The organism is Aeromonas sp. SE22, assembly GCF_038739755.1.
Taxonomy (GTDB): domain Bacteria; phylum Pseudomonadota; class Gammaproteobacteria; order Enterobacterales; family Aeromonadaceae; genus Aeromonas; species Aeromonas jandaei.
This window is the reverse complement of record NZ_JBCGFD010000016.1, coordinates 16,646-42,309: the sequence shown is the minus strand read 5'-3', so window position 1 is coordinate 42,309 and position 25,664 is coordinate 16,646. Positions and strand designations below refer to the sequence as shown.

The window sequence follows — 25,664 nt, the reverse complement described above, 5'->3', positions numbered from 1 at the left end:
TTTCTATTTCTGCTTCTGCGGCTCCGCGTTTGGTTGACCCGCTCTGGTCAGGAGAGCAGGGCGGTGAGCAGGAGGCAGGCCGCACTCAGCAAAATGACGGTGAAGGTCAGCCCCATTCCCACTATTCGATAGCGGAAATTCTCCGGCGTGCGGCTCATGCCGAAGGCGTGACAGAGGCGACCAAGCAGCAAGGCACTCCCCAGCAGATGAACCAGCCAGGGGGCATGGCTGCCGGTTTCGACGAAATAGATGAGCAGCAGGGCGAAGGGGACATACTCGGCAAAGTTGGCGTGCACCCGCATGGCCCGCAGCATGGCGGGATCATCGCCATGGCCGAGCGCCACTTTCTGGCGGTGACGGGTGCGAATGGTACGCACGCTGAGCAGGACAAAGAGCAGGGCAAGCAGGGCCGCATAGATGGGCAGTATGGTCATGGTGTAGGGCTCCCGAGGTGATGGATAAGCATGGATCTGTTGTGCACTCAATGGCTTGCCCTTGAGGGTAGCAGTAAAGAGGGCTCGGCCATGGCGTCCTGAGCGCCCTTGCCAGATAAAGAAAAGCCCCGCCAGTCTGGCAGGGCTTGTTGTCGGGTTTTAGGTTGCGTGCAGCGCAATCAGCTGCACTTCGCCAGTCAGGCGCCGTAGGGGAGAGAGGAGTGGTGCAGCACGATGCGCACCTTGCCATCATCCCCCTTCTTGAAACCCCAGCTCTTGTCGACCGTGGTCTCCTTGTTGTCGCGATCCACCAGATGCACCTTGCCCATGGTCAGCGCCATGTTGCCGTTGATATAGACGGCGGCATTGTCATAGCGGTAGCTCTGCCAGTTTTTCAGAGCAAAGCCGCTGTCTGCCGGATAGGCGCTGTTGTTGCCGACAAAATAGGCCAGCGCCCCCTCGCGGGTGGTGCGAAAGGTCTGCTCGCCACTGGCGAGGGTGGGTTTGAACAGCACCGGCCCCTGCTGGTAGCCGTAAGCGCTGTCGAGTACCGCCTCGGCGGTGGCTTTGGCGCGCTCAATGCCGCCGGCCCGATAGTCATCGCTGATCTTGATGAGCGCCGCGCCCCAGGCATCCTGCGCCGCCTTGATGTCAGCCTCGGTGATATTGTTGTTGGTGATTTCGGCCGCGCTGAGGGCGCCGCTGGCAGCCAGCAGAACAAGGGCAAGGGAACTCTTCGTGAGATGCAACATCATTGTTTTCAAACTCCTGAAAGCGATAAACGAGGGGGCAGTGTAGCGAGCGGGCATGAACGGGTTTTGAACTGTTCGTTCAGGTTTTGGTGGCAAAAAAGACTGTATAAAACACGGTTCTTGGCGGTTTGTTCGGTGGTGCCCTGATCAGCGGACGGGGGTCAGCAGGGCCGAGAAGTAGCGCTCCTGCATTTGCTGCCAGCGGCCGCTCGCTATCAGCTGCTGCTGGGATTGGACAAGGGCGGCAATATCGGCCTGGCGGCTCTTGTTGAGGTAGAGATAGACCTCGATATCGGAGACCCGTTTCCATGGCGCGGCAAGGGGGGATTGATTGGTGGGCAGCAGCCGGATCACCCAGTCGGTTCTGCCGCGCTGGAGCAGGGCGAGACCCTGCTTCTCATCGTTGAACCAGACGATGCGCCGACTGTCGAGATAGCGGTTGCACCACTGAATGCCGCGCAGGCAGCCAACCCGCTCCTGACTGGCGGGGGGCCAGCTGGCGTCCTGCTTGCTCTGGGCATAGATGGTGATTTCGCCAATCGCCGTACCGACCGGGAGCATCTGCGGGTGAGTCTGCTCAAAGCCCTTGATCCGGGCGATATCGCCATCGATGGTGCTATCGGAGTCAACCAGTTTGCGGCAGCGGGCGAGGGTGCAGGGGATAAAGGTGAAATCGACCCTGGCCTTGCCAAACCACTCCTCATAGAAGGGGCGCAGCAGGGGGATATATTCCACGGGCGCCGCCAGCGACAAGGGCGTGCCCTGGGCAATCGGGTTCAGACAAAACAGCAGCCACCAGCCAGCCCACTTCATACCTTGCTCCCCACTCCATTGCGTATGGAAAAAGCGTAGTTGAAAGGTTCTCCATCCCGCAGGTGCGAGGCGGGAATGGGCAGAGCAGCGGTATGTGTCGTGGTGATAAAACAAAGCCCCGCCAATCAGATTGGCGGGGCTTTGTTATTTGGGGCATTCAGTATCGGGGATTACAGCGCGGGCAGCAGTCCCATGCTGACGCTGATCTGGACGCCAACGATCAGCACCCCCATGGCACCGGCCACTCCCAGCGCCACCACGCCACCCGGGGCGCGGTAGTGGTGGGCGGGGGCCTGTTTGCGGCTCTGCCATACCAGCGCCACCGGCAGCAGTACCGCGAGGATGGCCAGCGCAATGGCGGCGTAGCCGAGGGCCATGATAAAGCCCTGCGGGAAGTAGAGGGCAAACAGCAGCGGCGGCACAAAGGTGATGAGGCCGGTCTGGCTGCGGCCCTGCCAGTTGTCCTTGCGGCGGGTCACCTTGGCCATAAAGTCGAACAGTCCCAGCGTCACCCCGAGGAAGGAGGTGGCGAGCGCCAGATCGGCAAACAGGTGCATCGCCTGATTAAACGCGGGCCAGCTCACCAGCTTGCCGACGCTGGCGAGCAGGCTGTCGAGCGCGCCGCCATTAGCCAGCAGGGAGGATTGGCCGAGCAGCCCCAGAATGGCCACCTGCCACAGCACGTAGAGGATCAGCGGCAGGGCGGAGCCCCAGACAAAGACCCGGCGCAGTTGCTTGGGGCAATCGCCGAGGTAGAGCATCACGCTCGGGATCGAACCGTGAAAGCCGAACGAGGTGAAGATCACCGGCAGGCCCGCCAGCAGCAGCCCTTCCCCGAGCGGCATGGCGAGCAGGTGTTCGCCCTGGGCGCGTGGCAGCAGCAGCGCCAGCACGCCCACCATGATCACCAGTTTGACGGTGAACATCAGCCGGTTGAGGTAATCCACCGAGCGGGTGCCGACACAGACCATGCCGCCAAACAGCAGGGTAAAGGCCCAGGCAGCCTGCTCCTGGCTCAGGGTGATGCCGGCATCGGCCAGCGCCTGTGCCAGCAGGCTGCTGCCACCGCTGATGTAGGCGGAGGCGAGGGCGTAGAACAGCATCAGGATGCAGAAGGAGGCGATGCGCTTGCCCCAGGGACCGAGCAGGTGATCTGCCAGCTGGTGCAGGTACCACTTGCCGGTATTGAGGCTGGCCTCCACCTGCAGCATGGCGGTAAAGGCCATCAGGGCCCACAGGCCAATCATCAGCAGCAGGGTGGCGGGGCCGCCGAGGGACGAGGAGGCCAGCGGCAGGGCCAGCATACCGGCGCCTATGGTGGTGCCGGCAATCAACAGGGTACAACCCAGAGTCTTGGTGTTCATGTTATCCATCCGAAAGTGAGCGGAGATGTTGCAAACAAGAGAGAGCCAGTTGGCTGTGTCGGGAGGCGCCTCCGGGGGAAAAGCCGGAGGCTAGCAATATCGGCGTGGAAACATCTGTACCTGAAACCTGTCGGTTGTAAAAGATGGTTGCCACGTTAACGGATCGAAATAGCGGAGACAACCCCTAAAAAGCGGATCTTGTGCTGTAGAAGGCATTTAAGTGGAAATAAAAAATGACACTCAGCGCTATCCGCCGAAAAAATGTGCGCCTTGAGGTGTTGATGCCAATCCGCTTGAACCGACCCTCGGGATCGGAGGGGGTTGCTACAGGCGCTTGGAAGGGGCGGCAGAGGGCAAAACGGGGCGCTAGCGGCCCGGATGGCTCGGCATAAGTAAAAATAGGGTCATATGGCCAAAAGCCATAAATTCAATTTATAGCGAGCCGATGGGCCGATAAACGGGCCCTGAGCAGGGGTTGCAAGCCCTGTCGGCCGGTTGGCCGATCTTCCGCCGGTCAAACAGACGCGTGCAAAGGTGGGCGTTGAGAAAAGAAGTCGCACAGGCTGTCAGTTCTGGCTGCCCATGCAGGCAGTTTGTGCCGGCAGCCTGTGCGGTTGTGGGTGGTTGTTGCTGGCGGCTTAGCGGCGGCGCTTGAGGGTGCGGCTTACATAGTGCAGCCCGCTCTGGTAGTCGCCATTGACCGCCTTGAGCGCCAGCTCCAGCGCCTGGCTCGCCAGCGCGTCGTGCTGCTGGGGCAGGGAGTTGATGCCAAAGGGGAGGAAGTCGAGCAGCCGATCGTCGCCGAAAGTGGCCATGGCAAGCTGGCTCATATCGGTCTCTTGTTCCAGCAGGTAGTCCAGTACCCCCTCCATCAGGATGTAGGAGGTGGTGATCAGCGCCTCGGGCAACTGGCCCAGCTGCTGGTGCAGATGTTTGATCAGGCGATACCCCTCGGTGCGCGAGAAGTGGGCCCCTTCACAGAGGTGGCAGGTCGCACTGTGGCTGGCAATGGCCTGTTCGAAGCCTGCTTTTCGCTCCTGACTGATCGTGAGTGCAGGCAGCGCAGTGATCAAGGCGATATGGCGGATGGCCGGGGTGAGCAGGGAGGCGGTGAGGTCATGGCTCGCCTTCTCATTTTCACTGGCGACGGTGACGAAGCGATCGGCCGCCATACTCCGGTCGATGGCGAGGATCTGCACCCCTTGTGCCTGCTGGTTGCCATAGAAGGGATCGTCCGGCGGCAGGCAGCTGGCCACCAGCAGGGCATCCACATGGCGGCTCACCAGCATCTGGGCCAGCTCTTTTTCGGTGGCGGGATCATCTTCCGAGCAGACGATGAGCAGCTGATAGCCCTGCGCCCGCGCCCCCTGTTCCAGCCGTTTGGCCAGCTTGGCGTAACTGGCGTTCTCAAGGTCGGGCAGGATAAAGCCGAGGGTCTTGGTCTGGCCGCCGCGCAGGGAGGCGGCGCGGCTGTCCGGCTGGTAGTTGTGGGCGGTGACGACGGCCATCACCTTGTCGCGGGTGGCCTGACTGATGCGGTATTGGTCGGCCTTGCCGTTGATCACATAGCTGGCCGTGGTGCGCGAGACACCGGCGAGGGCGGCGATTTCATCCAGTTTCATCATATTGGCTCTGTTTGAGTTGCTAGGCCCACGGGCACTGCCTGGTAAGGGCACCGAAAAGTGTGCGCGGGATCATATCATTGAAAACCGCTCTTTGTGGGTACTTGATCAATTCGCTGAAACGATTCAGTCTGAGTGTAAGTGAAACGATTCAGCTTGTCAGCAGCAGCGCTTCGCAGAGATGTAGAGCAGGGTGGTAAAACCCGGTCAGGATCACATTTCGAGGTATCCCGACTATCGTCAGCTGGCAGGCAAACCGAATGTTCAATTGTCTTGACCCGGCGATGCCGGGATCTGATGGAGAGTGGCTATGTTGAAGTTGGTGCGAGAGCAGATCTTGCTGGGGCAGTCGGTGGCGACCAAGGCCGAGGCGATTGCCCTGTTGGCAGGCAAACTGACCGAGGCCGGTCTGGTGGAGGCGGGCTATGTCGATGGCATGCTGGCCCGTGAAGCGCAGCATGCCACCTACCTTGGCAGCGGCATCGCCATTCCCCACGGCACCACCGACACCCGGCATCTGGTGAAGATCACCGGCGTCATGGTGGCCCAGTTCCCCAACGGCATCGAGTGGGACGAGGGGCAGATCGCCTACGTCGCCATCGGTATCGCCGCCAAGTCAGACGAGCATCTGGGCATCTTGCGCCAGCTCACCCATGTGCTGGGTGACGAGCAGGCGGCAACGCAATTGAAAGAAGCCACCGACGCCGACACCATCATCAATATCCTGACCGGCGCCACTGCCGCCAAAGAGGTGCAATACCTGACCCTGGCCGACTTCCCGGCCGATGATCGCGACCAGCTGTTGCTGGGTGCGGCTGCCCGCGCCAAGTCCGCCGGTTGGGGCGATGCCGCCATGGTAAGCGCACTGCTGGCAAGCGAACCTGCCTATCTGGGCGAGGGCATCTGGCTGGCCCGTGCCCATGTTCAGCAAACAGCATCGGCCCAGACTGGCTGGGTACTGGCCACCCCGAGCAGCGAACTTCGCGCAGGGGATCTGCCGGTCAGTGCCATGCTGCTGCTGTGCGCCGCAGATAGCGGCCATCTGCCGCAACTGGAGAATCTGGCCAAACTGGCAGATGCCGGTCAGCTGGCGACGCTGGCGGGCGGCGAGGGGCTGGCCATGTTGCAGGCAGGTCCCGCGAGCGGTCTTTCCGAAACCTTCACCATCATCAACCCCCACGGCCTGCATGCCCGTCCGGGCGCCATGCTGGTCAAGGTGGCCAAAGAGTTTGCATCCGACATCCGGGTTGCCAATCTGGATGGCAGCGGCGAGGCGGTCTCCGCCAAGAGCCTGATGAAGGTGATCGGCCTTGGGGTCAAATGCGGGCACCGTCTGGCGTTTCGCGCCGAAGGGGCAGATGCCGAAGCGGCCCTCAAGGGGATCGGTGAGGCGATCGCCGCTGGTCTCGGTGAGGGGGCTCATTGATGAAGATTGTCACCATTACCCTCAACCCCGCCCTTGATCTCACCACCCGTCTCGAGGCGATGAGCCTTGGCGAGGTCAATCTGGTGAGCGAGGCCAACCTGCGTGCGGCGGGCAAGGGGATCAATGTCGCCATGGTGCTCAAGGATTTGGGCCGCGAGGTAGGCGTCACCGGCTGGCTGGGCGCAGACAATGAGCAGAGCTTTGTCTCCCTGTTTGCAGAGCGGGCGCTGGATGATCACTTTGTCCGTGTCGCGGGCAGCACCCGCATCAACGTCAAGATCTCCGAGCAATCCGGTCGGGTCACCGATCTCAATCTGCCGGGGCTCACTATCCAGCAAGGGGAGGTGAGCGCGCTGGAGCAGACCATCGACCAATTGGCCCCTCACGCAGACTGGTTTGTGCTGGCGGGCAGCCTGCCCAAAGGGGTGGCCCCCGATTACTGCGCCCATCTGATCCGCCTGCTCAAGGCCAAGGGCAAGCAGGTGATCTTCGATTGCAGCGGTGCGGCGCTAAGCGAAGGGATCAAGGCGGCGCCGACCTTGGTCAAACCCAATCTGGAAGAGCTCGGCCAGTGGGCGGGCCGCCCCATCAAGACGCTGAGCGAGCAGGCCGAGTGTGCCCGCGCGCTGCAGGCCAGCGGGATCCCCAACGTGGTGATCTCCAACGGTGCCGATGGCCTCATCTGGTTTGCCCCGGATGTCGTCTGGCAGGCCATTCCGCCGCGGATGCAGGTGGTCAGCACGGTGGGTGCCGGCGATTCGCTGGTGGCCGGCCTCGCCCATGGTCTGAGCCTTGGCTGGGCGCCGGAGCAAACCCTGCGGCTGGCCACCGCCGTCTCGGCCTTGGCGGTCAGTCAGGTCGCGGTCGGCTTTGACGATATCAATGTGCTCAACCCCTTACTTGAACAGGTGCGAGTAGAGCGTCTGGATGCGCTGGCACCGGTTCAGTGCCATACCCCCTCAATGGAAAACTCAGGAGATGCCCAATGAAAGCAATCTTGGTTACGGCTTGCCCGGCGGGCATTGCCACCAGCTTTCTCGCTGCAAAACGGATAGAACAGCAGGCCAAACTGGCTGGCTGGGAGCTCACCCTCGACGTCGGCTCCAGTGTGCAACCGCGCCAGATCCCCTCAAAAGAGCAGATTGCTGCGGCCGACCTGGTGCTGGTTGTCGCCAGTGCTCCGGTGGATCTCGCTGCCTATGATGGCAAACGGGTCTATCAGGGGAGCATGGATCTCGCCCTGCAGGATCCAGCCGCCTTGCTGGAGGCAGCCGCCAGCGGCGCCAGTGTCTATCGTCATCAAGCCGTCTCCGCCGTTGCCAATGCTGCCGCCAAACCGGCCGCCGCAGGCAAGCGCATCGTGGCGGTGACTGCCTGTCCGACCGGGGTGGCCCACACCTTTATGTCGGCAGAAGCGCTGGAGACCATGGCCAAACAGCTGGGTTATCAGATCCGCGTCGAGACCCAAGGCTCGGTCGGTGCCCAGAATGCCCTGACTGCCGAGGAGATTGCATCTGCCGATCTGGTGTTCCTCGCCACCGATATCGAGGTGGACATGGCCCGTTTCGACGGCAAGCCGGTCTATCGCACCAGCACGGGGGCGGCGCTCAAGAAAACCCGCGCCGAGCTCGACAAGGCGTGGAGTGAGGCGAAAATCTATCGCCACAACGGCGCCAGCCAGCCCAAGAAAGAGGAAAAAGCAGGCCCCTACAAGCACCTGCTGACCGGGGTCTCCTTTATGCTGCCCATGGTGGTGGCGGGTGGCCTTATCATCGCGCTTTCGTTCGTATTCGGGATCGAGGCGTTCAAGGTGGAAGGCACTCTGGCCGCCGCCCTGATGAAGATCGGTGGTGGCTCCGCCTTTGCCCTGATGATCCCGGTGCTGGCCGGTTACATTGCCTACTCCATCGCTGACCGCCCTGGTCTCGCTCCCGGCATGATCGGCGGCATGCTGGCAAGCTCGCTGGGCGCCGGTTTCCTCGGTGGGATCGTTGCCGGTTTCCTGGCCGGTTACAGCGCCAAGTACCTGAGTGACAAGGTGCGCCTGCCGGTGACCCTGGAAGCGCTCAAGCCCATCCTGATCATTCCACTCTTTGCCAGCCTCTTTACCGGTCTGGTGATGATCTACGTGGTGGGTGGCCCGGTGGCCGGCATCATGAATGCCATGACCACCTTCCTCAACAACATGGGCTCTGCTAACGCAGTGCTGCTCGGTGTCATCATCGGTGCCATGATGTGCTTCGACATGGGTGGCCCGGTCAACAAGGCAGCCTACGCCTTCGGGGTTGGCCTGCTGGCCTCCAAAACCTACTCCCCGATGGCAGCCGTGATGGCCGCCGGTATGGTGCCGGCGCTGGGTATGGGGATCGCCACCTTCCTGGCCCGTACCAAGTTCATCAAGGCGGAGCAGGAAGCGGGCAAGGCCTCCTTCGTGTTGGGTCTGTGCTTTATCTCCGAGGGTGCCATTCCGTTTGCCGCCAAGGATCCGATGCGCGTCATCCCGGCCTGTATGGTGGGTGGCGCCCTGACCGGTGCGCTCTCCATGCTGTTTGGCTGCGAACTGATGGCGCCCCACGGCGGTCTGTTCGTGCTGTTCATCCCGCACGCCATCAGCAACGTCATGATGTATATCGTGGCGATTGCAGCAGGCTCGCTGCTGACCGGTGTCTCCTACGCCATGCTCAAGCGCGGCGAAGAGCAGGCCAAGCTGGCCACGGCATAAGCCTCGCCACCCGGCAACACGTCATAACCAAGAGCGGCCTGCGGGCCGCTTTTTGTTTTGCTGGGGAATTGATGATCTATGAGGAGGATTGCTGGTAGGCAGGGTCAAAAATCCCAGCCCGGTTGTTCTTGCTGCTCGGGTTGAGCTCCTTCCTGTGCTTTGCGGCGGGCGGCTTCAACCCGCGCCTTGCGGGCGCGGCACAGACGCATTACATCCTGCTGCTGGGCGGGGGTCATGGCGAGCCAGTTGAAACGCTCTTCGCGGCTGCGCAAACACCCTTTGCAGTAGCCCTTGTTGTTCACTTCGCAGACCCCGATGCAGGGGCTCTGCAGCGGGAAGATCTCGAGCTGTTCCATCCATCACCTCGCACATCCTGTCACCTTGTTATAACCCAGCTGTCACCTTTGGCGAAATCCCCCTTCAAGTGATTGATGTCGTTTGCTTTCCCCCTGCAAATTTGGCATCTTCCCCGCCGAGCATGGCTATTGGCGTTATATGAGGACATATGAACAAACACGCGTACTGGCTGACCGCCGTGGTGCTGGGTCTGGCCGGGTGTGCAGGCAACTCTGAGCAAAATCAGGTGCCCAAAAAACAGACCGACAACAGATGTTTCCTGAACTGCGAGGTGCCGGTAAATCTGGGCAAGCAGTATCTGGACGGCACCTTGCCGGGGGAGCTGGTCAGGGTTGAGCGGGTCAATAGCCGTGCGCGAGCCGATTACAGCAAGTTTGGCCCCCAGAGCAGACTGGTACTGGAGCGCTCCGGCAAGATGAATCGCCGCTATGGCGAGCTCTACCACAAGCTCTCCCGCTGGGTGGCCAATGGCGGCAACCCTGCCGACATCACCCGTTACGGTATCAGCCTGGCCCAGCTGGGCGGGGCGGATCGGATGGGTAACGTGCTCTTCACCGGCTACTACTCGCCGGTGCTGGAGGTGCGTCGTCGCCCCGATGCCAAGTACAAATATCCAATTTATGCCATGCCCAACTGTGGCAGCCGTTGTCCGACCCGGGCCCAGATCCATCAGGGGGCGCTGGCCAACCGCGGGCTGGAGCTGGGTTACAGCAAATCCCTTATCGACAACTTCCTGATGGATGTGCAGGGGTCCGGCTTTGTGCACTATGGCGATGAGGATCGGCTGCAATATCTGGGCTACAGCGGCAAGAACGGCCACGGTTACGTGAGTATCGGCCGGGTGCTGATCGACCGCGGCGAAGTGCCCAAGGAGCAGATGTCGATGAAAGCCATCAAGGATTGGGCGAGCCGCCAGCCGGAGGAGAGCGTCAAGGAGTTGGTGGAGCAGAACCCCTCCTATGTATTCTTCGAGCGCCGCCCGACCAACGACGTGATCGGCGCCGCCGGTATTCCGCTGCTGCCGATGGCGGCCGTTGCTGCCGACAAGACTCTGTTGCCGATGGGCACCCCGATCCTCGCCGAAGTTCCCTTGCTCGACAAAGAGGGCAACTGGACCGGCAAACATCAGCTGCGGCTGTTGATTGCGCTGGATGTGGGCGGAGCGGTGAAGAAGGGCCATCTCGACCTCTATCACGGCATGGGCGAGAAGGCCGGTGTCGCAGCGGGTCACTACAAGCACTTCGGCCGGGTCTGGAAGCTGGGTCTGCACCATGGGCCGACTGCCGCGCCCTGGCTGTAATGTCTGTGCTGGTGGGGCGTATCAGCCGCCAGCCAACTCAGGCATCGAGATAGATGTAAAAAAGCAGCCGGAGCAATCCGGCGGCTTTTTGTTTTGTTCTCTTTGGCTGCGTGCACGAGGTGCTACAAGCGGGATCAGCGTTTCTGGATATCCAGCTTGATGGCGCCGACCGGCTTGCAGCAGCAGGGGAGACACTCCCCCTGGGAGACAAAAGCGAGCGGCACATTGGGGTAGTGCACCTTGCCCGCGATGAGCGGGGTGCGGCAGGCACCGCAATAGCCGCTGCGGCACTGGAACTCGACCCGATGGCCGTGGCGTTCCAGGGTTTCCAGCACGCTTTCGCCGGGATGAGCGTGCAGTACGCCATCCCGGGTATGTACCCGTGGTGCCAGCACCGCCTGCTGTTCGGCAGGCGAGTGCGGGGCAGGGGTCAGCGTGTTGGTGGCGTCACTCACAGCTCGAAATCACCCAGGTCTTCAGCATTCACTTCGCTGTCGATCTGACCCACCAGATAGGAGCTTACCTCTACCTCTTGCGGGGCGACCTGCACGTTGTCGGAGGAGAGCCAGGTGTTGATCCAGGGGATCGGGTTCTGCTTGGTGCCGGCAAAGGCTGGTTGCAGACCGACGGCGGCCATCCGCAGGTTGGTGATGTACTCCACGTACTGGCAGAGGATGTCCTTGTTCAGGCCGATCATGGAGCCGCCCTGGAACAGGTACTCGGCCCACTCTTTCTCCTGAATGGCAGCCTCTTTGAACAGCTCGAAGCAGGCCTGTTCGCACTCGGCGGCGATTTCGGCCATCTCGGGGTCGTCCTGACCGCTGCGCATCAGGTTCAGCATGTGCTGGGTACCGGTCAGGTGGAGTGCCTCATCGCGGGCGATCATCTTGATGATCTTGGCGTTGCCCTCCATCAGCTCGCGCTCGGCGAAGGCAAAGGAGCAGGCGAAGCTGACGTAGAAGCGGATCGCTTCCAGCGCGTTGACGCTCATCAGGCAGAGATAGAGCTTCTTCTTGAGCTCACGCAAGGTGATGGTCACTTCGCGGCCAGCAACGGTGTGGGTTCCTTCACCGTGCAGGTTGTAGAGGGCGGTCGCTTCGATCAGATCGTCGTAGAAGTGGCTGATGGAGCCGGCGCGCTTGAGGATCTGCTCGTTGGTCACGATGTCGTCGAACACCTGGGCGGGGGTGTTGACGATGTTGCGGATGATATGGGTGTAGGAGCGAGAGTGGATGGTCTCGGAGAACGCCCAGGTCTCGATCCAAGTTTCCAGCTCCGGAATGGAGACCAGCGGCAGCAGCGCCACGTTGGGGCTGCGACCCTGAATGGAGTCCAGCAGGGTCTGGTACTTCAGGTTGGAGATGAAGATGTGCTGCTCGTGGGGGGGCAGGGCCTGATAGTCGATGCGATCACGGGAGACATCCACCTCTTCCGGGCGCCAGAAGAAGGAGAGTTGTTTTTCGATCAGCCGCTCGAACACTTCGTGCTTTTGCTGGTCATAACGGGCTACGTTGACCGATTGGCCAAAAAACATCGGCTCTTTGAGCTGGTCGTTTTGGGTTTGGCAGAAAGTTGAATAGGCCATGGTTACCAGAATGTCTGTATGGAGAAAACAGGAGAGCGGGAGCTTGTCGCTCCCGCCCGGTTATCAGTTCTTGCCGTAACTTAGATTTTGCAAGCCCCGCCAGCACAACCGTCATCTTGCAGATCGGTCTGGGCATCGTCCGCACCATCACGGGTGTTGTGATAGTAGAGGGTCTTGAGGCCGTATTTGTAGGCGGTCAGCAAGTCCTTCAGCAGTTGCTTCATCGGCACCTTGTTGCCTTCGAAACGGGCCGGGTCGTAGTTGGTGTTGGCGGAGATCGCCTGATCCACAAACTTCTGCATGATACCGACCAGCTGCAGGTAGCCGTCAACGCTCGGTTGCTTCCAGAGCAGTTCGTATTGATCTTTCAGGCGATCATACTCGGGCACCACCTGTTTGAGAATGCCGTCCTTGGATGCCTTGACCGACACCAGACCGCGTGGCGGCTCGATACCGTTGGTGGCGTTGGAGATCTGGCTGGAGGTCTCGCTCGGCATCAGGGCGGTCAGGGTGGAGTTGCGCAGGCCCACAGACTTTATCTCTTCGCGCAGGCTTTCCCAATCCAGATGCAGCGGCTCGTTGCACAGCGCATCCAGATCCTTCTTGTAGGTGTCGATCGGCAGGATGCCCTGGGCATAGGTGGTCTCGCCAAACAGCGGGCAGGGGCCGAATTCGCGGGCCAGCTGCACGGAGGCTTTCAGCAGGTAGTACTGGATCGCCTCGAAGGTGCGGTGAGTCAGCGCCAGACCGGAGCCGTCAGAGTAGCGGGCACCGTTCTTGGCCAGGTAGTAGGCGTAGTTGATGACGCCGATCCCCAGAGTGCGACGACCCATGCTGCCACGCTTGGCGGCGGCAATCGGGTAGTCCTGATAGTCGAGCAGAGCATCGAGGGCACGCACGGCCAGATCGGCCATCTCTTCCAGGTCTTCCAGCTTGTCGATGGCACCCAGGTTGAAGGCAGAGAGGGTGCACAGGGCGATCTCGCCGTTCTCGTCGTCAATGTTGTTGAGCGGCTTGGTCGGCAGCGCAATCTCGAGGCAGAGGTTGGACTGGCGTACCGGCGCCACGCTCGGATCAAACGGGCTGTGGGTGTTGCAGTGATCGACGTTCTGGATGTAGATGCGACCGGTACCGGCACGCTCCTGCATCATCAGGGAGAAGAGATCGACTGCCTTGAGGGTCTTCTTGCGAATGGCCGGATCCTGCTCGTACTTGACGTAGAGCTCTTCAAACTTGTCCTGATCGGCAAAGAAGGCATCGTACAGACCCGGCGCATCGGACGGAGAGAACAGGGTGATGTCACCGCCCTTGATGAGGCGCTGGTACATCAGCTTGTTGATCTGCACGCCGTAGTCCATGTGACGGACACGGTTCTCTTCCACGCCGCGGTTGTTCTTCAGCACCAGCAGGCTTTCCACCTCGGTGTGCCACAGCGGGTAGAACAGGGTGGCCGCACCGCCGCGCACGCCGCCTTGGGAGCAGCACTTCACGGCAGTCTGGAAGTATTTGTAGAAGGGGATGCAACCGGTGTGGAACGCTTCGCCGCCACGGATCGGGCTGCCCAGACCGCGGATGCGACCAGCGTTGATGCCGATACCGGCGCGCTGGGAGACGTAACGCACGATGGAGCTGGCGGTGGCGTTGATGGAGTCCAGGCTGTCGTCGCACTCGATCAGTACGCAGGAGCTGAACTGACGGGTCGGGGTGCGCACGCCGCTCATGATCGGGGTCGGCAGGGAGATCTTGAAGGTCGAGACAGCATCATAGAAGCGCTTGATGTAGTCCAGACGGGTATCTTTCGGGTACTTGGAGAAGAGGCAGGCCGCCACCAGGATGTAGAGGAACTGCGGGCTCTCGTAGATCTCGCCGGTGACGCGGTTTTGTACCAGATACTTGCCTTCTAGCTGCTTGACCGCTGCGTAGGAGAAGTTCATGTCGCGCCAGTGATCCATGTGCGCGTTCAGCTCCTCGAACTCTGCCTGGTTGTAGTCTTCCAGCAGGTGTTTGTCGTACTTGCCCATGTCGACCAGACGAGCCACGTGCTGGTAGAGGTGGGGCGGTTCGAACTGGCCGTAGGCCTTCTTGCGCAGGTGGAAGATGGCCAGACGGGCAGCCATGTACTGGTAGTCCGGAGTCTGCTCGGAGATGAGGTCAGCCGTTGCCTTGATGATGGTTTCGTGAATGTCGGCGGTACGGATACCGTCATAGAACTGGATGTGGGACTTGAGCTCTACCTGGGAGACCGACACGTTGTCGAGACCCTCGGCGGCCCAGTCCAGCACGCGGTGAATTTTATCCAGATCGATGGGTTCTTTGTGTCCGTTACGCTTCGTCACAAACAAGTTCATTGGCTGATGACCTTTAGTTGATTCCCGAAAAACCATCGCACGCCACCCGGCTGCTGGCGGTCACAGGAGGACAGGCCGGTGCAGTTGTTGGGTAACTATTGTGCGATGAATCACAAGATATAGTGTTATTTTGATGTCGAGCTACAAGATAGTGAGGTCGACTGCGCATTGCAATGTGTGGATAACTGGCTTGCTGTGGATAAATTGTGGGTGTTGTTGTCTCTGTTAGTGGTTGCTCACAGTGAGTGGGTTTTCATTCGTCCGCTTCGTCAAATGCAAGCCTCCCGATCGAAGATGGAAAATTTAAATAACTTTTTTTGCTTGCGAAAAGGGGGCCTTTTTACTAGCAAACGCCTGCTGATTATCCCTTGCCCAACAAGGGACAAAAGCTGTCCAGCGCTCGGTTGTCACTGCAAAATGTGAAGCGCACTTTCTCGGTCTGCTTGTTGACAGTTGCCTCAGCGAAACGGGAGCAAGGTTGTCATATGGATTCTTTGCGGCAGTTAAAGTTGCCTTGGTGATCCACCTACGCTCTCTTCTCGTTAGCTGTCGGGGACAGGAGAAGGCCGTAAAAAAGGGCATCAACCTTTGATGCCCCAACTCTTGCAACGTCACGACCGGCAGTTTCAGCCCAGCTCGTAGCGCAGCCAGTGGTGCAGCGCCTGCACGGTATCAAAGTGCAGGTCGGCGCCCCATTGGGCAGGATCTTCCTCATCATTGAGATAGCCCCAGCCAGCGACCGCAGTGCGCATGCCGGCGTTGCGGCCCGCTTCGATGTCGCGCACATGATCCCCCACATAGAGGCAGTGAGCTGCCTCGACCCCCAGCTTCTCGCAGGCAAAATACATGGGGGCAGGGTCGGGTTTGCGTACCGGCAGGGTATCGGCGCTGACGGTGACGCCGCAGTTGGCGAGCACTGGCAGAGCAGCTAGCAGCGGCTCGGTGAGAAAGGCCGGCTTGTTGGTGACGATGCCCCAGGGCAGCTGCTTCTCGTCGAGCCAATCGATAAGATCCACCATCCCCTCATAGGGGCGGGTACCGACGCAGAGATTGGCTGAGTAGTAGTCGAGCAGGGCACTGCGCAGGCGGGTAGCCCCCAGCTCTTCCAGCAGATCCTCGCCGAGCCCCGCCCTGAGCAGCCCGAGTGCGCCGTGGGAGGTGGTCTGGCGAATGATCTCGTCAGAAAGCGGCGCAAAGCCTTCGCTTATCAGCACGTGATTGACTGCGGCGCCCAGATCCGGCGCCGTGTCGAGCAGGGTGCCGTCCAGATCGAACAGCACACAGCCAAGGGGCTGCGGGTGAGAGGTGCTCATCAGCCGTGCTCCGGGCGGATGAACTCCACCATATAGTTGACGTCGACGTTGCGACCGAGCCGGAAGCTGTTGGAGAGTGGCGCGTAGTGGACGCCGCTCATGTCGCGCACCAACAGGCCCGCGGCTTCACCCATGCGACAGAGTTCGGCGGGCATGATGAACTTTTTGTGATCGTGAGTCCCCTTGGGCACCATCTTCATCAGGTACTCGGCGCCGAGGATCATCATCAGATAGGATTTGGGATTGCGATTGATGGTGGAGACGAACACCCGGCCACCCGGGCGAACCAGCGTTGCGATGGCGCGCAGCACCGAGGCGGGATCCGGCACGTGCTCGAGCATCTCCATGCAGGTGACCACATCATACTGGCCGGGCGCTTCTTTAGCGTGTGCTTCGGCAGTGATCTGGCGGTACTCGAGCTCGACCCCCTGCTCCAGTGCATGCAGGCGAGCGACGCCAAGGGGCTCCTTGCCCATGTCGATACCGGTCACCTGTGCCCCGCGGCGCGCCATGCTCTCGGCGAGGATGCCGCCGCCACAGCCGATGTCGAGCACGCGCTTGCCAAACAGGCCGCCGCTCTTGTTGGTTATCCAGTCAAGGCGCACCGGATTGATCTGGTGCAGGGGCTTGAACTCCCCCTCCATGTCCCACCAGCGAGAGGCGATGGCTTCAAATTTGGCGATTTCGGTCAGGTCGACATTGGCGTCACTGTTCATTTATCGAAGATCCTGTGGCAGGGCGCGCAGAGCGGGTGACTCGCGCGCAATCTATTGTCCTGGCGGGCATTATAACGGACGGACTTTGTCAAACCAGCCCGATTTGTGGCTTAAGGAATCCGCCTTGGTGTGTTACCATGTCGCGCTGTTTAAGCCAAAGAACAACTAATTAGGGATTAAGGCTTTCTATGAGCGATCTGGCCAGAGAGATCACGCCGGTCAACATCGAAGAAGAGCTCAAGAGTTCCTATCTTGATTACGCCATGAGCGTGATCGTAGGACGAGCTCTGCCGGATGTGCGTGATGGCTTGAAACCGGTTCACCGCCGCGTTCTGTATGCAATGAACGAGCTGGGGAACGACTGGAACAAGCCCTATAAAAAATCGGCCCGTGTGGTCGGTGACGTAATCGGTAAATATCACCCGCACGGCGATAGCGCTGTGTATGACACCATCGTCCGGATGGCGCAGGATTTCTCCATGCGCTACATGCTGGTCGATGGTCAGGGCAACTTCGGTTCGGTCGATGGCGACAGCGCCGCGGCCATGCGTTACACCGAAGTGCGGATGGCACGCATCTCCCACGAGCTGCTGGCCGATCTGGACAAAGAGACCGTGGACTGGGTGCCGAACTATGACGGTACCGAGATGATCCCGGCTGTCATGCCCACCAAGGTTCCCAATCTGCTGGTCAACGGCTCCTCCGGTATTGCGGTGGGCATGGCGACCAACATTCCGCCTCACAACCTCACCGAGATTGTCAACGGCTGCCTGGCGCTGATCGAAAACGGCGACCTCACCATTGACGAGCTGATGACCTACATCACCGGCCCGGATTTCCCCACTGGTGGCATTATCAACGGTCGTTCCGGCATTGTGCAGGCGTACCGTACCGGTCGTGGCTCCATCTATGTGCGGGCCAAGGCTGAAGTGGAAGTGGACGAGAAGACCAGTCGCGAGACTATCATCGTTCACGAGATCCCCTATCAGGTGAACAAGGCTCGACTGATTGAGAAGATCGCCGAGCTGGTCAAAGAGAAAAAGATCGAGGGCATCAGTGCCCTGCGCGATGAGTCTGACAAAGACGGCATGCGCATCGTTATCGAGATCAAGCGCGGCGAGTCCGGCGAGATTGTGCTGAACAATCTCTACAAGCACACCCAGATGCAGACCACGTTCGGCATCAACATGGTGGCGCTCGATAACAACCAGCCCAAGGTGATGAACCTTAAAGAGATCCTGGATGCGTTCCTGCTGCACCGCCGCGAAGTGGTGACTCGCCGGACCGTGTTCGAACTGCGTAAGGCGCGGGATCGGGCGCACATTTTGGAAGGTCTGGCGGTTGCGCTGGCCAACATCGATCCCATCATCGAGCTGATCCGTCACAGCGCGACCCCGGCCGACGCGAAAGCGGGCCTGGTTGCCAAGGGCTGGGAACTCGGCAACGTGGCCGCCATGCTGGAAAAAGCGGGCGACGACGCGGCACGGCCCGAGTGGCTGGAGCCGGAGTTTGGTATCCGTGAAGGTCAATATTTCCTGACCGAACAGCAAGCCCAGGCCATCCTTGACCTGCGTCTGCACAAGCTGACCGGCCTCGAGCACGAGAAGATCCTGGAAGAGTACCAATCTCTGCTGGATCTCATCGCCGAGTTGCTGCACATCCTAGCGAGCCCGGCTCGTCTGATGGAAGTGATCCGCGATGAACTGCTGGCTGTGCGTGAGCAGTATGGCGACGAGCGTCGCACCGAGATCAGCATGTCCAGTGCCGAGATCAACATCGAAGATCTGATCACCCCGGAAGACGTGGTGGTCACCCTGTCTCACCAGGGCTATGTGAAGTATCAGCCGCTCTCCGATTACGAAGCCCAGCGCCGTGGCGGCAAGGGCAAGTCCGCGACCCGGATCAAGGAAGAGGACTTCGTCGAACGTCTGCTGGTGGCCAACACCCACGACACCATTCTGTGCTTCTCTACCCGTGGCAAGGTCTACTGGCTCAAGGTTTATCAGCTGCCGGAAGCGTCCCGTGGCGCCCGTGGTCGTCCGATCATCAACCTGCTGCCGCTGGAAGAGGGTGAGCGCATCACCGCCATTCTGCCGGTGAAGGAGTATGATGCCGAGAAGTACGTCTTCTTCGCGACCGCCAACGGTACCGTGAAGAAGACCAGCCTCTCCGACTTCAGCCGTCCGCTCTCCTCCGGTATCCGTGCCATCAACCTCAAAGAAGGTGATGAGCTGATAGGTGTGGATATCACCGACGGCAGCAATGAGATCATGCTTTTCTCCGATGCGGGCAAGGTTGTTCGCTTCGCTGAAGGCAGCGGTCGCGCCGATGCGGATGCCAGCGATGAGGTCGAAACCGACGACGATGCCGGCAACGATGATGATGGCAGCGACAACGGCGAAGGCACTGAAAGCAAGGGTACTTTCAAGGGCGTGCGTCCGATGGGCCGTACCGCCGCCGGTGTTCGTGGTATCAAGCTGGCTGCTGGCGACAAGGTGGTTTCCCTTATCGTTCCGCGCGGCGAAGGTGCCATCCTCACCGCCACCGAGAACGGTTACGGCAAGCGTACCGCACTCGATGAGTACCCGACCAAGAGCCGTGGTACCCAAGGCGTTATCTCCATTAAGGTGGACGATCGCAACGGCAAGGTCATCGATGCCATCCAGGTTGAAGAGACCGATCAGATCATGCTGATCACCAACGGCGGCACTCTGGTGCGTACCCGTGTGGCCGAGGTGAGCATTATCGGTCGCAACACCGGTGGTGTGCGTCTGATCCGTACCGGTGAAGATGAAACCGTAGTCGGTTTGCAGCGCATCGCCGAAAGCGATGAAGACGAGAACGATGCAGTGGTTGCTGAGGGTGAGGTGTCCGAAGGCACTGATACCGCAGCAGACGCCGCCAGTTCCGTTGATGGCGAACCGGGCGACGAGTAATCGTTCCCCCCTTGCTGCAGCAGATAAAAAGAGCGACCTTGCGGTCGCTCTTTTATTTTCTTCGTTTGGATGTTTTCTTCACTTTGGCCCGAGATGCCGTGGCATCATCATTACTCCTGCAGCCACATTCTGGCGCTGCGAGCAGGGATCGCCAGCCGTACCCACTGACTCTGCACATTGACTACCGCATTCTGATCGAGCACATCCCGGTAGTTGCGATACCAGTTCAGCTCGTATTTGGTGGTATCGAGCCAGTACTCCTGCTCCTGCCCGCATTTGTTGATACCAACCAGCCCCTGTTTGCCGCGTTTGAACAGTACGAAACAGTTGTCGCTGCCGATCAGCTGCATCGGTTGGCCCTGAACCGCATTGTGGAAGCGGATCATCCCCTTGAGATCGGCGCGCAGGTAGTAGTCCTGCCAGCGCAAGCCATCCTTGTCTCGGGTTTCGCCATGATCGGAGTAGACCAGTGGCGAGCCACCATCGCGCCCGAGCAGGTAGGCATAGGCCAGCGACTCGTCTGTCTGGTTCAGGATCTGGTAGCGGAAGCCGTCATTGGTGGGGATGTCGTGGGTCACGGCAAAGGTGACGGCGCGACTGCCCGGTAGCGCCTGACCATAAGCACCCGGATCGGCCAGCAGGTTCATGCTGCCACCGTAACTGAAGGCGCCGCGCAGGGAAGCAAAGAGCGGAAAGTCGTAGGCGCCCTGACCGCTGCTGTCGAGGTAGGGTTTGAGGAAGTTTTCATAGTCGCTGTTGCCGGCTCCCCCCGTGGTGATCACCTCGCCAAAGACGTGCATCCCCTGTTTGATTTCGGGAGTGAAGATGGCGTTGATCTGGTAATCACTCATGTGCTTGACCGCATCGACCCGAAAGCCCTTTATTCCCATCCCCTTGAGCGCCAGCAGGTAGGCTTGCTGCTGGCTCACCACCCAGTTGTTGGGGTCAAGATCCGGCAAGCCCTTGTCACCGGGTCCACCGCACAGCCGCCAGTACTGTACATGGCCCGGATTGTTCCAGTCGGTGATGCACCCTTCCGGATGAAAATCCTGACCGGAGAGGAAGTTTTGCCCCAGATCGCCAAACAGTTTCTGGCGCTCGAAGTAGCTGGGGTTGCTGGCGTAGCTCTGCAGCAGCTCGTTGCCGGGATAGTTGAGATCGCTGCGCTTCCAGCTTTCGTTGGCCATGTGATTGAGCACCACATCGGCGTAGACGGCGATACCTCGCGCCTTCATGGCGGCGATCAGCTGCTCGAGATCCTGCTTGTTGCCAAGGGGGGAGTCGACAAGGCGCAGATCCTGGGGTTGGTAACGTGCCCACCACTCGTTGCCCGAGGACTTCAGTGGCGGTGAGATGAGCACCTGTTTATAGCCGGCACTCTTGATGAGATCAGCTTTGGCTGTCACTTCACTGTACTTCCAGTTGAAGGCGTGCAGTATGACATCGGCGTGCGCCAAGGGGGCGATCAGCATACCTGCGATCGCCAGCATTCCCGCTGTGTGTTTCATTGTTATTTCCCTTTCTTGTTGTTGTGACTATGCCTGAAATGGGCAGAGCAGCTTTGGCACAACCAGGGTCAATCGCAATCGCATTCCGGTGGATTTGTGATGGATTTCAAGGTGAGTTCGCTGAAGTTGTGAGCAGTTTCAGATTTCAATGGTTCTGGTTGCTATGCTGCCGAGGTGACGTTTTTTAGTAATTTGTTTGTCACTGGAGTGTCATCACAGCGCGTTATCTTGTCCGGCGAGTGATGCATCCTGACATCACACTCAGCGTGGTTCACATTGACCGCACAGGAGCTGCATATGACCAGTTGGATAACCTGGGAGATCTGGTGGAGTCGGGTATGGGGTGAAGCAGAGTTGCCAACCCGTGGTGAAGAGTCGCTGGAAGTGGCCCATGAGCCGTCACGACTCCCGGCAGAACTGTTGGAGCAGGGCAGGGATGAGCGCGCACCCTGAAGGCTTGCATGTTACATCGCAGCCCTTGGTTTTTTAGAAGAGTGTCAGCTGTTCGCCCGGGCGGATAAAGAGATCCTCCCTTAATTGAACATGGCGCTTGCCAAGACCCAGCCGCTTGCTGATCAGGCGAAAGCGCTGGGACAACAGGTCGGCAAAGTGTCCCTCACCACGCATCCGCGTGCCAAAGGCTGCACTGTTGAGCCCGCCACCGCGGCTGGCCCGCAGCTGGTTCAGAATTGCCTCCTTCTGGCCGGGATAGTGCTCATCCAGCCAGTCACTGAACAGCGGCGCCAGCTCGTGAGGCAAGCGCAGCAGGATGTAATCGGCGCAACAGGCGCCAGCGTTGGCAGCCGATTTGATGATCTGCTCCAGCTCCGGCTCATTGAGCCTCGGGATCATCGGGGCTGCCAGCACGCCAACCCGTACCCCGGCGCTGGCCAGCTTCTCGACCACTTTCAAGCGACCGGCGCCCGTGCTGGCTCTTGGTTCAAGCTGGCGTCTCAGGGTTTCATTCAAGGTTGTCACCGACACCATCACCTGACAGAGGCCCTCTCTGGCGAGTTCGCTCAGCAAGTCGAGATCGCGCAATATCATGGCGCTTTTGGTGATAAGCCCCACCGGATGGCGATGGGCCAGCATCACTTCCAGCAGTTGACGGGTGAGACGATAGCGCTGCTCAACAGGCTGGTAGGGGTCGGTATTGGCGCCGATGACGATGCTCTGTGGCTGATACGCCGGTTTGGCAAACTCCCGGCGCAGCAACTCGGCCGCATTGAGCTTGGCAAACAGTTTGGTTTCGAAATCGAGGCCGGGGGAGAGTTCCAGATAGGCGTGGCTCGGCCTTGCATAGCAGTAGATGCAGCCGTGTTCGCACCCCTGATAGGGGTTGATGGAGCGGCCAAAGGGCACATCCGGCGAGCTGTTGTAACTGATAATGCTGCGGGCCTCTATTTCGCGTACTTCTGTGCCGGGGGCAGAGGTTGTGAAGGCGGCATCCCAATCGGAAGAGTGCCAGCCATCGTCGACCGTCTCGATCCGCGGGCCGCTGAAACGGTGGTCGATATTGTGGTTGCTGCCTCGTCCGGCCATGAATTTCATCTTTACTGTATGTGCATACAGTTATTCTGTGATCATCGCTCACCAAAGACAAGTCTCTTTGTCACTACCCGACTTTAAATTGCATCGGTAGGGCATCTCTGGCTTGATCCGGCGGCTACATTTCGTTTACATAAACAAAATGCGAACTGGATCACGGAAATCAAGATGACCCCAACCACTACTCGCTGGCTTTTCATCGCGCTGATCGCCCTGGTTATCTGGCGGCTTGTTCCGCTCACCACGGAGCAGGAGCTGGCATCGGCCAACCGTGCCTGGCGAACCGGCCATTTTGATGAGGCAACCCGGATCTGGTCGCCGCTGGCCGAGCAAGGGCAACCAAGGGCACAGGCGCTGATGGGCTGGAGCCATGAAGTGGGGCAGGGGAGTGAGCAGGATATCAATCGGGCCATCACACTCTATCGTCAGTCGGCGCAGGCGGGCGATCCCTTTGGCCAGTACCGGTTGGCGGATGCCTATTTGCGTGGCGCCGGGGTGAAGCGTGATCTGCGCGAAGCCTTTCACTGGATGGATCTTGCCGCCCGCAATGGCGATGTGCCGGCGATGCTGAAAGTCGGGGTGCTCCATCTGATGGGGGCGAGCGGGCGTGTCGATCTCTCGCAGGGGAAACTGTGGCTCTATCAGGCGGCGCAAAAGGGCAACAAACTGGCGCTGCACGTGCTGCAGCAACTGGCCCTGGCCGAGGAGGGGGCCAGCGATTTTGACTTCAACTGGCAGCCGCTGCTTGGTGAATAGTCGGCAAGCGTCTCATTTAACTGTAGAAAATCTCATCAAACCCGATACAGCCACGGTTACTTCTGGTAGCATGGGGCCGTTTTGGCTTGGTTTGTCACCTTGAACCTTTCGTTCGGATGGCGGGCCGTCTTCGCAAAGTGCTGTGGAGAACCAGAACATCACCTTTTTGAATCTCTTTTCCATCCCGCATGTGACCTTTGGTAGGGGTCACCACTGTATAAGGAAACATATAATGCCAATCATTACTCTGCCTGACGGCAGCCAACGTCAATTTGCCCACTCTGTTTCCGTCATGGATGTGGCTGCGGACATCGGTCCCGGTCTCGCCAAGGCGTGCATTGCCGGTCGGGTAAACGGTGAACTGGTGGATGCGTGCGAGCTGATCGAAGCCGATGCCTCGCTGGCCATCATCACTGCCAAAGACGAAGAAGGTCTGGACATTCTGCGCCACTCCTGCGCCCACTTGCTGGGTCATGCTATCAAGCAACTCTGGCCCCAGACCAAGATGGCCATCGGTCCCGTCATCGACAACGGCTTCTACTATGACGTTGATCTTGACCGTACCCTGACCGATGAAGATCTGGCTGCCCTGGAAGAGCGCATGCTGGCGCTGGTAGCCAAGGATTACGACGTTATCAAGAAAAAGGTCTCCTGGCAGGAAGCGCGCGACGTGTTCGCTGCCCGTGGCGAGACCTACAAGGTCGAAATCCTGGATCAGAACATTGCCCGTGATGACCAGCCCGGTCTTTATCATCACGAAGAGTACATCGACATGTGTCGTGGCCCGCACGTGCCCAACATGCGTCACTGCCACCACTTCAAGTTGCTGAAGATGTCCGGCGCCTACTGGCGTGGCGACTCCAACAACAAGATGCTGCAGCGTATCTACGGTACTGCCTGGGCTGACAAGAAGCAGCTCAAGGCTTATCTGCAGCGTCTGGAAGAGGCCGCCAAGCGCGACCACCGCAAGATCGGCAAACAGCTCGACCTGTATCACATGCAGGAAGAGGCGCCGGGCATGGTGTTCTGGCACAACGATGGCTGGACCATCTTCCGCGAGCTGGAAACCTTCATCCGCGGCAAGCTCAAAGAGTACGACTATCAGGAAGTGAAAGGTCCGTTCATGATGGACCGCGTCCTGTGGGAGCGTTCAGGTCACTGGGAGAAATATGCCCAGGCCATGTTCACCACCCAGTCCGAGAACCGCGAGTACGCCATCAAGCCGATGAACTGCCCGGGTCACGTCCAGATCTTCAACCAGGGTCTGAAATCCTACCGCGATCTGCCGCTGCGTATGGCCGAGTTTGGCTCTTGCCACCGCAACGAACCGTCAGGCTCCCTGCACGGTCTGATGCGGGTGCGCGGCTTCACTCAGGATGACGCGCACATCTTCTGTACTGAAGAGCAGATCATGGAAGAGGTCTCCGGCTGTATTCGTATGGTCTATGACGTCTACGGTACTTTTGGCTTCGAGAACATCGTGGTCAAGCTCTCCACTCGTCCGGAACAGCGTATCGGCTCCGACGAAATGTGGGATCGTGCCGAGCAGGCACTGGCGGAAGCGCTGGAGCTCAACGGTCTGAAATACGATCTGCAACCGGGTGAAGGTGCCTTCTACGGTCCGAAGATCGAATTTACCCTGCACGATTGTCTTGATCGTGCGTGGCAGTGTGGTACCGTGCAGCTCGACTTTGCCCTGCCGGGCCGTCTGGGCGCCACCTATGTAGGTGAAAACAACGAGCGCCACGTGCCAGTCATGATCCACCGTGCGATTCTGGGCTCCATCGAGCGCTTCATCGGTATCCTGACTGAAGAGTACGCAGGCCTGTTCCCGGCCTGGCTGGCTCCGACCCAGGCAGTGGTCATGAATATCACCGACAATCAGGCCGAATATGCAGTGAAAGTAGCCAAAGCATTGAATGATGCGGGCCTTCGTGCAAAAGCGGACTTGAGAAATGAGAAGATTGGCTTTAAAATCCGCGAGCATACTTTGAAGCGAGTACCTTTCATGCTGGTCTGTGGCGATAAAGAAGTTGAAGCCGGCCAGATTGCAGTACGTACTCGTAAAGGGGCTGACCTGGGCACTTATCCTGTTGAAGAGTTCATTGCTCTGTTGACCCAGGAAGTTCAGACCCGCGGACAAAAGAAAGTGGAGGAATAAGCT

21 protein-coding genes are annotated in these 25,664 nt (G+C 59.6%); 8 read left to right on the top strand and 13 right to left on the bottom strand.

Annotation, left to right across the window (positions count from 1 at the left end; all coding sequences use genetic code 11):
• Positions 1-47 precede the first annotated feature (47 nt).
• From AAHA39_RS18335 to cra, 5 genes are all read right to left on the bottom strand, one after another.
• Positions 48-434, bottom strand: coding sequence for an MAPEG family protein (locus AAHA39_RS18335; protein ID WP_201966520.1), 387 nt, complete (start codon positions 432-434; stop codon positions 48-50).
• A gap of 197 nt (positions 435-631) precedes the next feature.
• Positions 632-1,189 carry a hypothetical protein gene (locus AAHA39_RS18330; protein ID WP_320657214.1) on the bottom strand — a complete coding sequence of 186 codons (558 nt, stop codon included), beginning with the start codon at positions 1,187-1,189 and terminating at the stop codon, positions 632-634.
• Between the two features lie 144 nt (positions 1,190-1,333).
• Complete coding sequence (locus AAHA39_RS18325; RefSeq protein ID WP_320657215.1) at positions 1,334-1,999, bottom strand: hypothetical protein; 666 nt, start codon at positions 1,997-1,999, stop codon at positions 1,334-1,336.
• A gap of 170 nt (positions 2,000-2,169) precedes the next feature.
• On the bottom strand, positions 2,170-3,363 hold the full coding sequence (locus AAHA39_RS18320; protein WP_041207855.1) for an aromatic amino acid transport family protein: 1,194 nt from the start codon (positions 3,361-3,363) through the stop codon (positions 2,170-2,172).
• Positions 3,364-4,001: 638 nt separating this feature from the next.
• Positions 4,002-4,988 (bottom strand): catabolite repressor/activator, encoded by a 987-nt coding sequence (cra, locus tag AAHA39_RS18315; RefSeq protein WP_320657216.1) that lies wholly within the window; start codon positions 4,986-4,988, stop codon positions 4,002-4,004.
• 307 nt (positions 4,989-5,295) lie between these two features.
• Here cra and fruB point away from each other — a divergent pair, with 307 nt between their 5' ends.
• Genes fruB through fruA form a run of 3 tightly spaced genes read left to right on the top strand, consistent with a single transcriptional unit; the run spans position 5,296 to position 9,133 of the window.
• Positions 5,296-6,411, top strand: a complete 1,116-nt coding sequence (gene fruB / locus AAHA39_RS18310; RefSeq protein ID WP_320657217.1) for a fused PTS fructose transporter subunit IIA/HPr protein — start codon at positions 5,296-5,298, stop codon at positions 6,409-6,411.
• Positions 6,411-7,400, top strand: a complete 990-nt coding sequence (gene pfkB / locus AAHA39_RS18305) for a 1-phosphofructokinase (RefSeq protein WP_320657218.1) — start codon at positions 6,411-6,413, stop codon at positions 7,398-7,400. Before fruB ends, pfkB begins: the two co-directional genes overlap by 1 nt.
• Positions 7,397-9,133, top strand: a complete 1,737-nt coding sequence (gene fruA, locus AAHA39_RS18300; RefSeq protein ID WP_320657219.1) for a PTS fructose transporter subunit IIBC — start codon at positions 7,397-7,399, stop codon at positions 9,131-9,133. The genes pfkB and fruA overlap by 4 nt, the downstream gene beginning before the upstream one ends.
• A gap of 104 nt (positions 9,134-9,237) precedes the next feature.
• On the opposite strand, the gene AAHA39_RS18295 is transcribed toward fruA, so the two are convergent.
• Entirely contained in the window at positions 9,238-9,489 is a 252-nt protein-coding gene (locus AAHA39_RS18295; protein ID WP_156852825.1) for a DUF1289 domain-containing protein, read from the bottom strand.
• Between the two features lie 149 nt (positions 9,490-9,638).
• Between AAHA39_RS18295 and mltA the strand changes: the two genes are divergently transcribed.
• The gene (gene mltA, locus AAHA39_RS18290; RefSeq protein ID WP_033112478.1) at positions 9,639-10,790 is read left to right on the top strand and encodes a murein transglycosylase A; all 1,152 of its coding nucleotides are present in this window, start codon (positions 9,639-9,641) and stop codon (positions 10,788-10,790) included.
• A 134-nt stretch (positions 10,791-10,924) separates the two neighbouring features.
• Here the strand turns inward: mltA and yfaE are convergent, their stop codons facing one another.
• The 5 genes from yfaE to ubiG all read right to left on the bottom strand — a co-directional run bounded on the left by yfaE (position 10,925) and on the right by ubiG (position 16,752).
• Positions 10,925-11,245 (bottom strand): class I ribonucleotide reductase maintenance protein YfaE, encoded by a 321-nt coding sequence (yfaE, locus tag AAHA39_RS18285; RefSeq protein ID WP_017785309.1) that lies wholly within the window; start codon positions 11,243-11,245, stop codon positions 10,925-10,927.
• The gene (gene nrdB, locus AAHA39_RS18280; protein ID WP_042031036.1) at positions 11,242-12,375 is read right to left on the bottom strand and encodes a class Ia ribonucleoside-diphosphate reductase subunit beta; all 1,134 of its coding nucleotides are present in this window, start codon (positions 12,373-12,375) and stop codon (positions 11,242-11,244) included. Before nrdB ends, yfaE begins: the two co-directional genes overlap by 4 nt.
• A gap of 80 nt (positions 12,376-12,455) precedes the next feature.
• Entirely contained in the window at positions 12,456-14,723 is a 2,268-nt protein-coding gene (gene nrdA / locus AAHA39_RS18275; RefSeq protein ID WP_320657220.1) for a class 1a ribonucleoside-diphosphate reductase subunit alpha, read from the bottom strand.
• Positions 14,724-15,349: 626 nt separating this feature from the next.
• Positions 15,350-16,036, bottom strand: a complete 687-nt coding sequence (locus tag AAHA39_RS18270; RefSeq protein ID WP_320657221.1) for an HAD family hydrolase — start codon at positions 16,034-16,036, stop codon at positions 15,350-15,352.
• Entirely contained in the window at positions 16,036-16,752 is a 717-nt protein-coding gene (gene ubiG / locus AAHA39_RS18265; protein ID WP_320657222.1) for a bifunctional 2-polyprenyl-6-hydroxyphenol methylase/3-demethylubiquinol 3-O-methyltransferase UbiG, read from the bottom strand. The genes AAHA39_RS18270 and ubiG overlap by 1 nt, the downstream gene beginning before the upstream one ends.
• Positions 16,753-16,940: 188 nt before the next feature.
• On the opposite strand from ubiG, the gene gyrA reads away from it, so the two are divergent.
• On the top strand, positions 16,941-19,688 hold the full coding sequence (gene gyrA, locus AAHA39_RS18260) for a DNA topoisomerase (ATP-hydrolyzing) subunit A (RefSeq protein ID WP_320657223.1): 2,748 nt from the start codon (positions 16,941-16,943) through the stop codon (positions 19,686-19,688).
• 110 nt (positions 19,689-19,798) lie between these two features.
• Here gyrA and AAHA39_RS18255 read toward each other — a convergent pair whose 3' ends face one another.
• Positions 19,799-21,196 carry an alpha-amylase family protein gene (locus tag AAHA39_RS18255; protein WP_320657224.1) on the bottom strand — a complete coding sequence of 466 codons (1,398 nt, stop codon included), beginning with the start codon at positions 21,194-21,196 and terminating at the stop codon, positions 19,799-19,801.
• 297 nt (positions 21,197-21,493) lie between these two features.
• Here AAHA39_RS18255 and AAHA39_RS18250 point away from each other — a divergent pair, with 297 nt between their 5' ends.
• Positions 21,494-21,649: a hypothetical protein gene (locus tag AAHA39_RS18250; protein WP_185227164.1), complete on the top strand. Its 156-nt coding sequence runs from the start codon at positions 21,494-21,496 to the stop codon at positions 21,647-21,649.
• Positions 21,650-21,682: 33 nt separating this feature from the next.
• Here the strand turns inward: AAHA39_RS18250 and AAHA39_RS18245 are convergent, their stop codons facing one another.
• The gene (locus tag AAHA39_RS18245) at positions 21,683-22,738 is read right to left on the bottom strand and encodes a PA0069 family radical SAM protein (protein WP_320657225.1); all 1,056 of its coding nucleotides are present in this window, start codon (positions 22,736-22,738) and stop codon (positions 21,683-21,685) included.
• Positions 22,739-22,912: 174 nt separating this feature from the next.
• On the opposite strand from AAHA39_RS18245, the gene AAHA39_RS18240 reads away from it, so the two are divergent.
• Together AAHA39_RS18240 and thrS are read left to right on the top strand one after the other, a co-directional pair.
• Positions 22,913-23,500, top strand: a complete 588-nt coding sequence (locus tag AAHA39_RS18240) for a tetratricopeptide repeat protein (RefSeq protein ID WP_320657226.1) — start codon at positions 22,913-22,915, stop codon at positions 23,498-23,500.
• Between the two features lie 232 nt (positions 23,501-23,732).
• Positions 23,733-25,661 (top strand): threonine--tRNA ligase, encoded by a 1,929-nt coding sequence (gene thrS, locus AAHA39_RS18235; protein ID WP_320657227.1) that lies wholly within the window; start codon positions 23,733-23,735, stop codon positions 25,659-25,661.
• Positions 25,662-25,664: the final 3 nt, after the last annotated feature.

Bases quoted from the DNA above. Each gene is read 5' to 3' on its own strand.
- AAHA39_RS18335 (WP_201966520.1), bottom strand. From the start codon at position 434: ATGACCATACTGCCCATCTATGCGGCCCTGCTTGCCCTGCTCTTTGTC.
- AAHA39_RS18330 (WP_320657214.1), bottom strand. From the start codon at position 1,189: ATGATGTTGCATCTCACGAAGAGTTCCCTTGCCCTTGTTCTGCTGGCT.
- AAHA39_RS18325 (WP_320657215.1), bottom strand. From the start codon at position 1,999: ATGAAGTGGGCTGGCTGGTGGCTGCTGTTTTGTCTGAACCCGATTGCC.
- AAHA39_RS18320 (WP_041207855.1), bottom strand. From the start codon at position 3,363: ATGAACACCAAGACTCTGGGTTGTACCCTGTTGATTGCCGGCACCACC.
- cra (WP_320657216.1), bottom strand. From the start codon at position 4,988: ATGATGAAACTGGATGAAATCGCCGCCCTCGCCGGTGTCTCGCGCACC.
- fruB (WP_320657217.1), top strand. From the start codon at position 5,296: ATGTTGAAGTTGGTGCGAGAGCAGATCTTGCTGGGGCAGTCGGTGGCG.
- pfkB (WP_320657218.1), top strand. From the start codon at position 6,411: ATGAAGATTGTCACCATTACCCTCAACCCCGCCCTTGATCTCACCACC.
- fruA (WP_320657219.1), top strand. From the start codon at position 7,397: ATGAAAGCAATCTTGGTTACGGCTTGCCCGGCGGGCATTGCCACCAGC.
- AAHA39_RS18295 (WP_156852825.1), bottom strand. From the start codon at position 9,489: ATGGAACAGCTCGAGATCTTCCCGCTGCAGAGCCCCTGCATCGGGGTC.
- mltA (WP_033112478.1), top strand. From the start codon at position 9,639: ATGAACAAACACGCGTACTGGCTGACCGCCGTGGTGCTGGGTCTGGCC.
- nrdB (WP_042031036.1), bottom strand. From the start codon at position 12,375: ATGGCCTATTCAACTTTCTGCCAAACCCAAAACGACCAGCTCAAAGAG.
- nrdA (WP_320657220.1), bottom strand. From the start codon at position 14,723: ATGAACTTGTTTGTGACGAAGCGTAACGGACACAAAGAACCCATCGAT.
- AAHA39_RS18270 (WP_320657221.1), bottom strand. From the start codon at position 16,036: ATGAGCACCTCTCACCCGCAGCCCCTTGGCTGTGTGCTGTTCGATCTG.
- ubiG (WP_320657222.1), bottom strand. From the start codon at position 16,752: ATGAACAGTGACGCCAATGTCGACCTGACCGAAATCGCCAAATTTGAA.
- gyrA (WP_320657223.1), top strand. From the start codon at position 16,941: ATGAGCGATCTGGCCAGAGAGATCACGCCGGTCAACATCGAAGAAGAG.
- AAHA39_RS18255 (WP_320657224.1), bottom strand. From the start codon at position 21,196: ATGAAACACACAGCGGGAATGCTGGCGATCGCAGGTATGCTGATCGCC.
- AAHA39_RS18250 (WP_185227164.1), top strand. From the start codon at position 21,494: ATGACCAGTTGGATAACCTGGGAGATCTGGTGGAGTCGGGTATGGGGT.
- AAHA39_RS18245 (WP_320657225.1), bottom strand. From the start codon at position 22,738: ATGGCCGGACGAGGCAGCAACCACAATATCGACCACCGTTTCAGCGGC.
- AAHA39_RS18240 (WP_320657226.1), top strand. From the start codon at position 22,913: ATGACCCCAACCACTACTCGCTGGCTTTTCATCGCGCTGATCGCCCTG.
- thrS (WP_320657227.1), top strand. From the start codon at position 23,733: ATGCCAATCATTACTCTGCCTGACGGCAGCCAACGTCAATTTGCCCAC.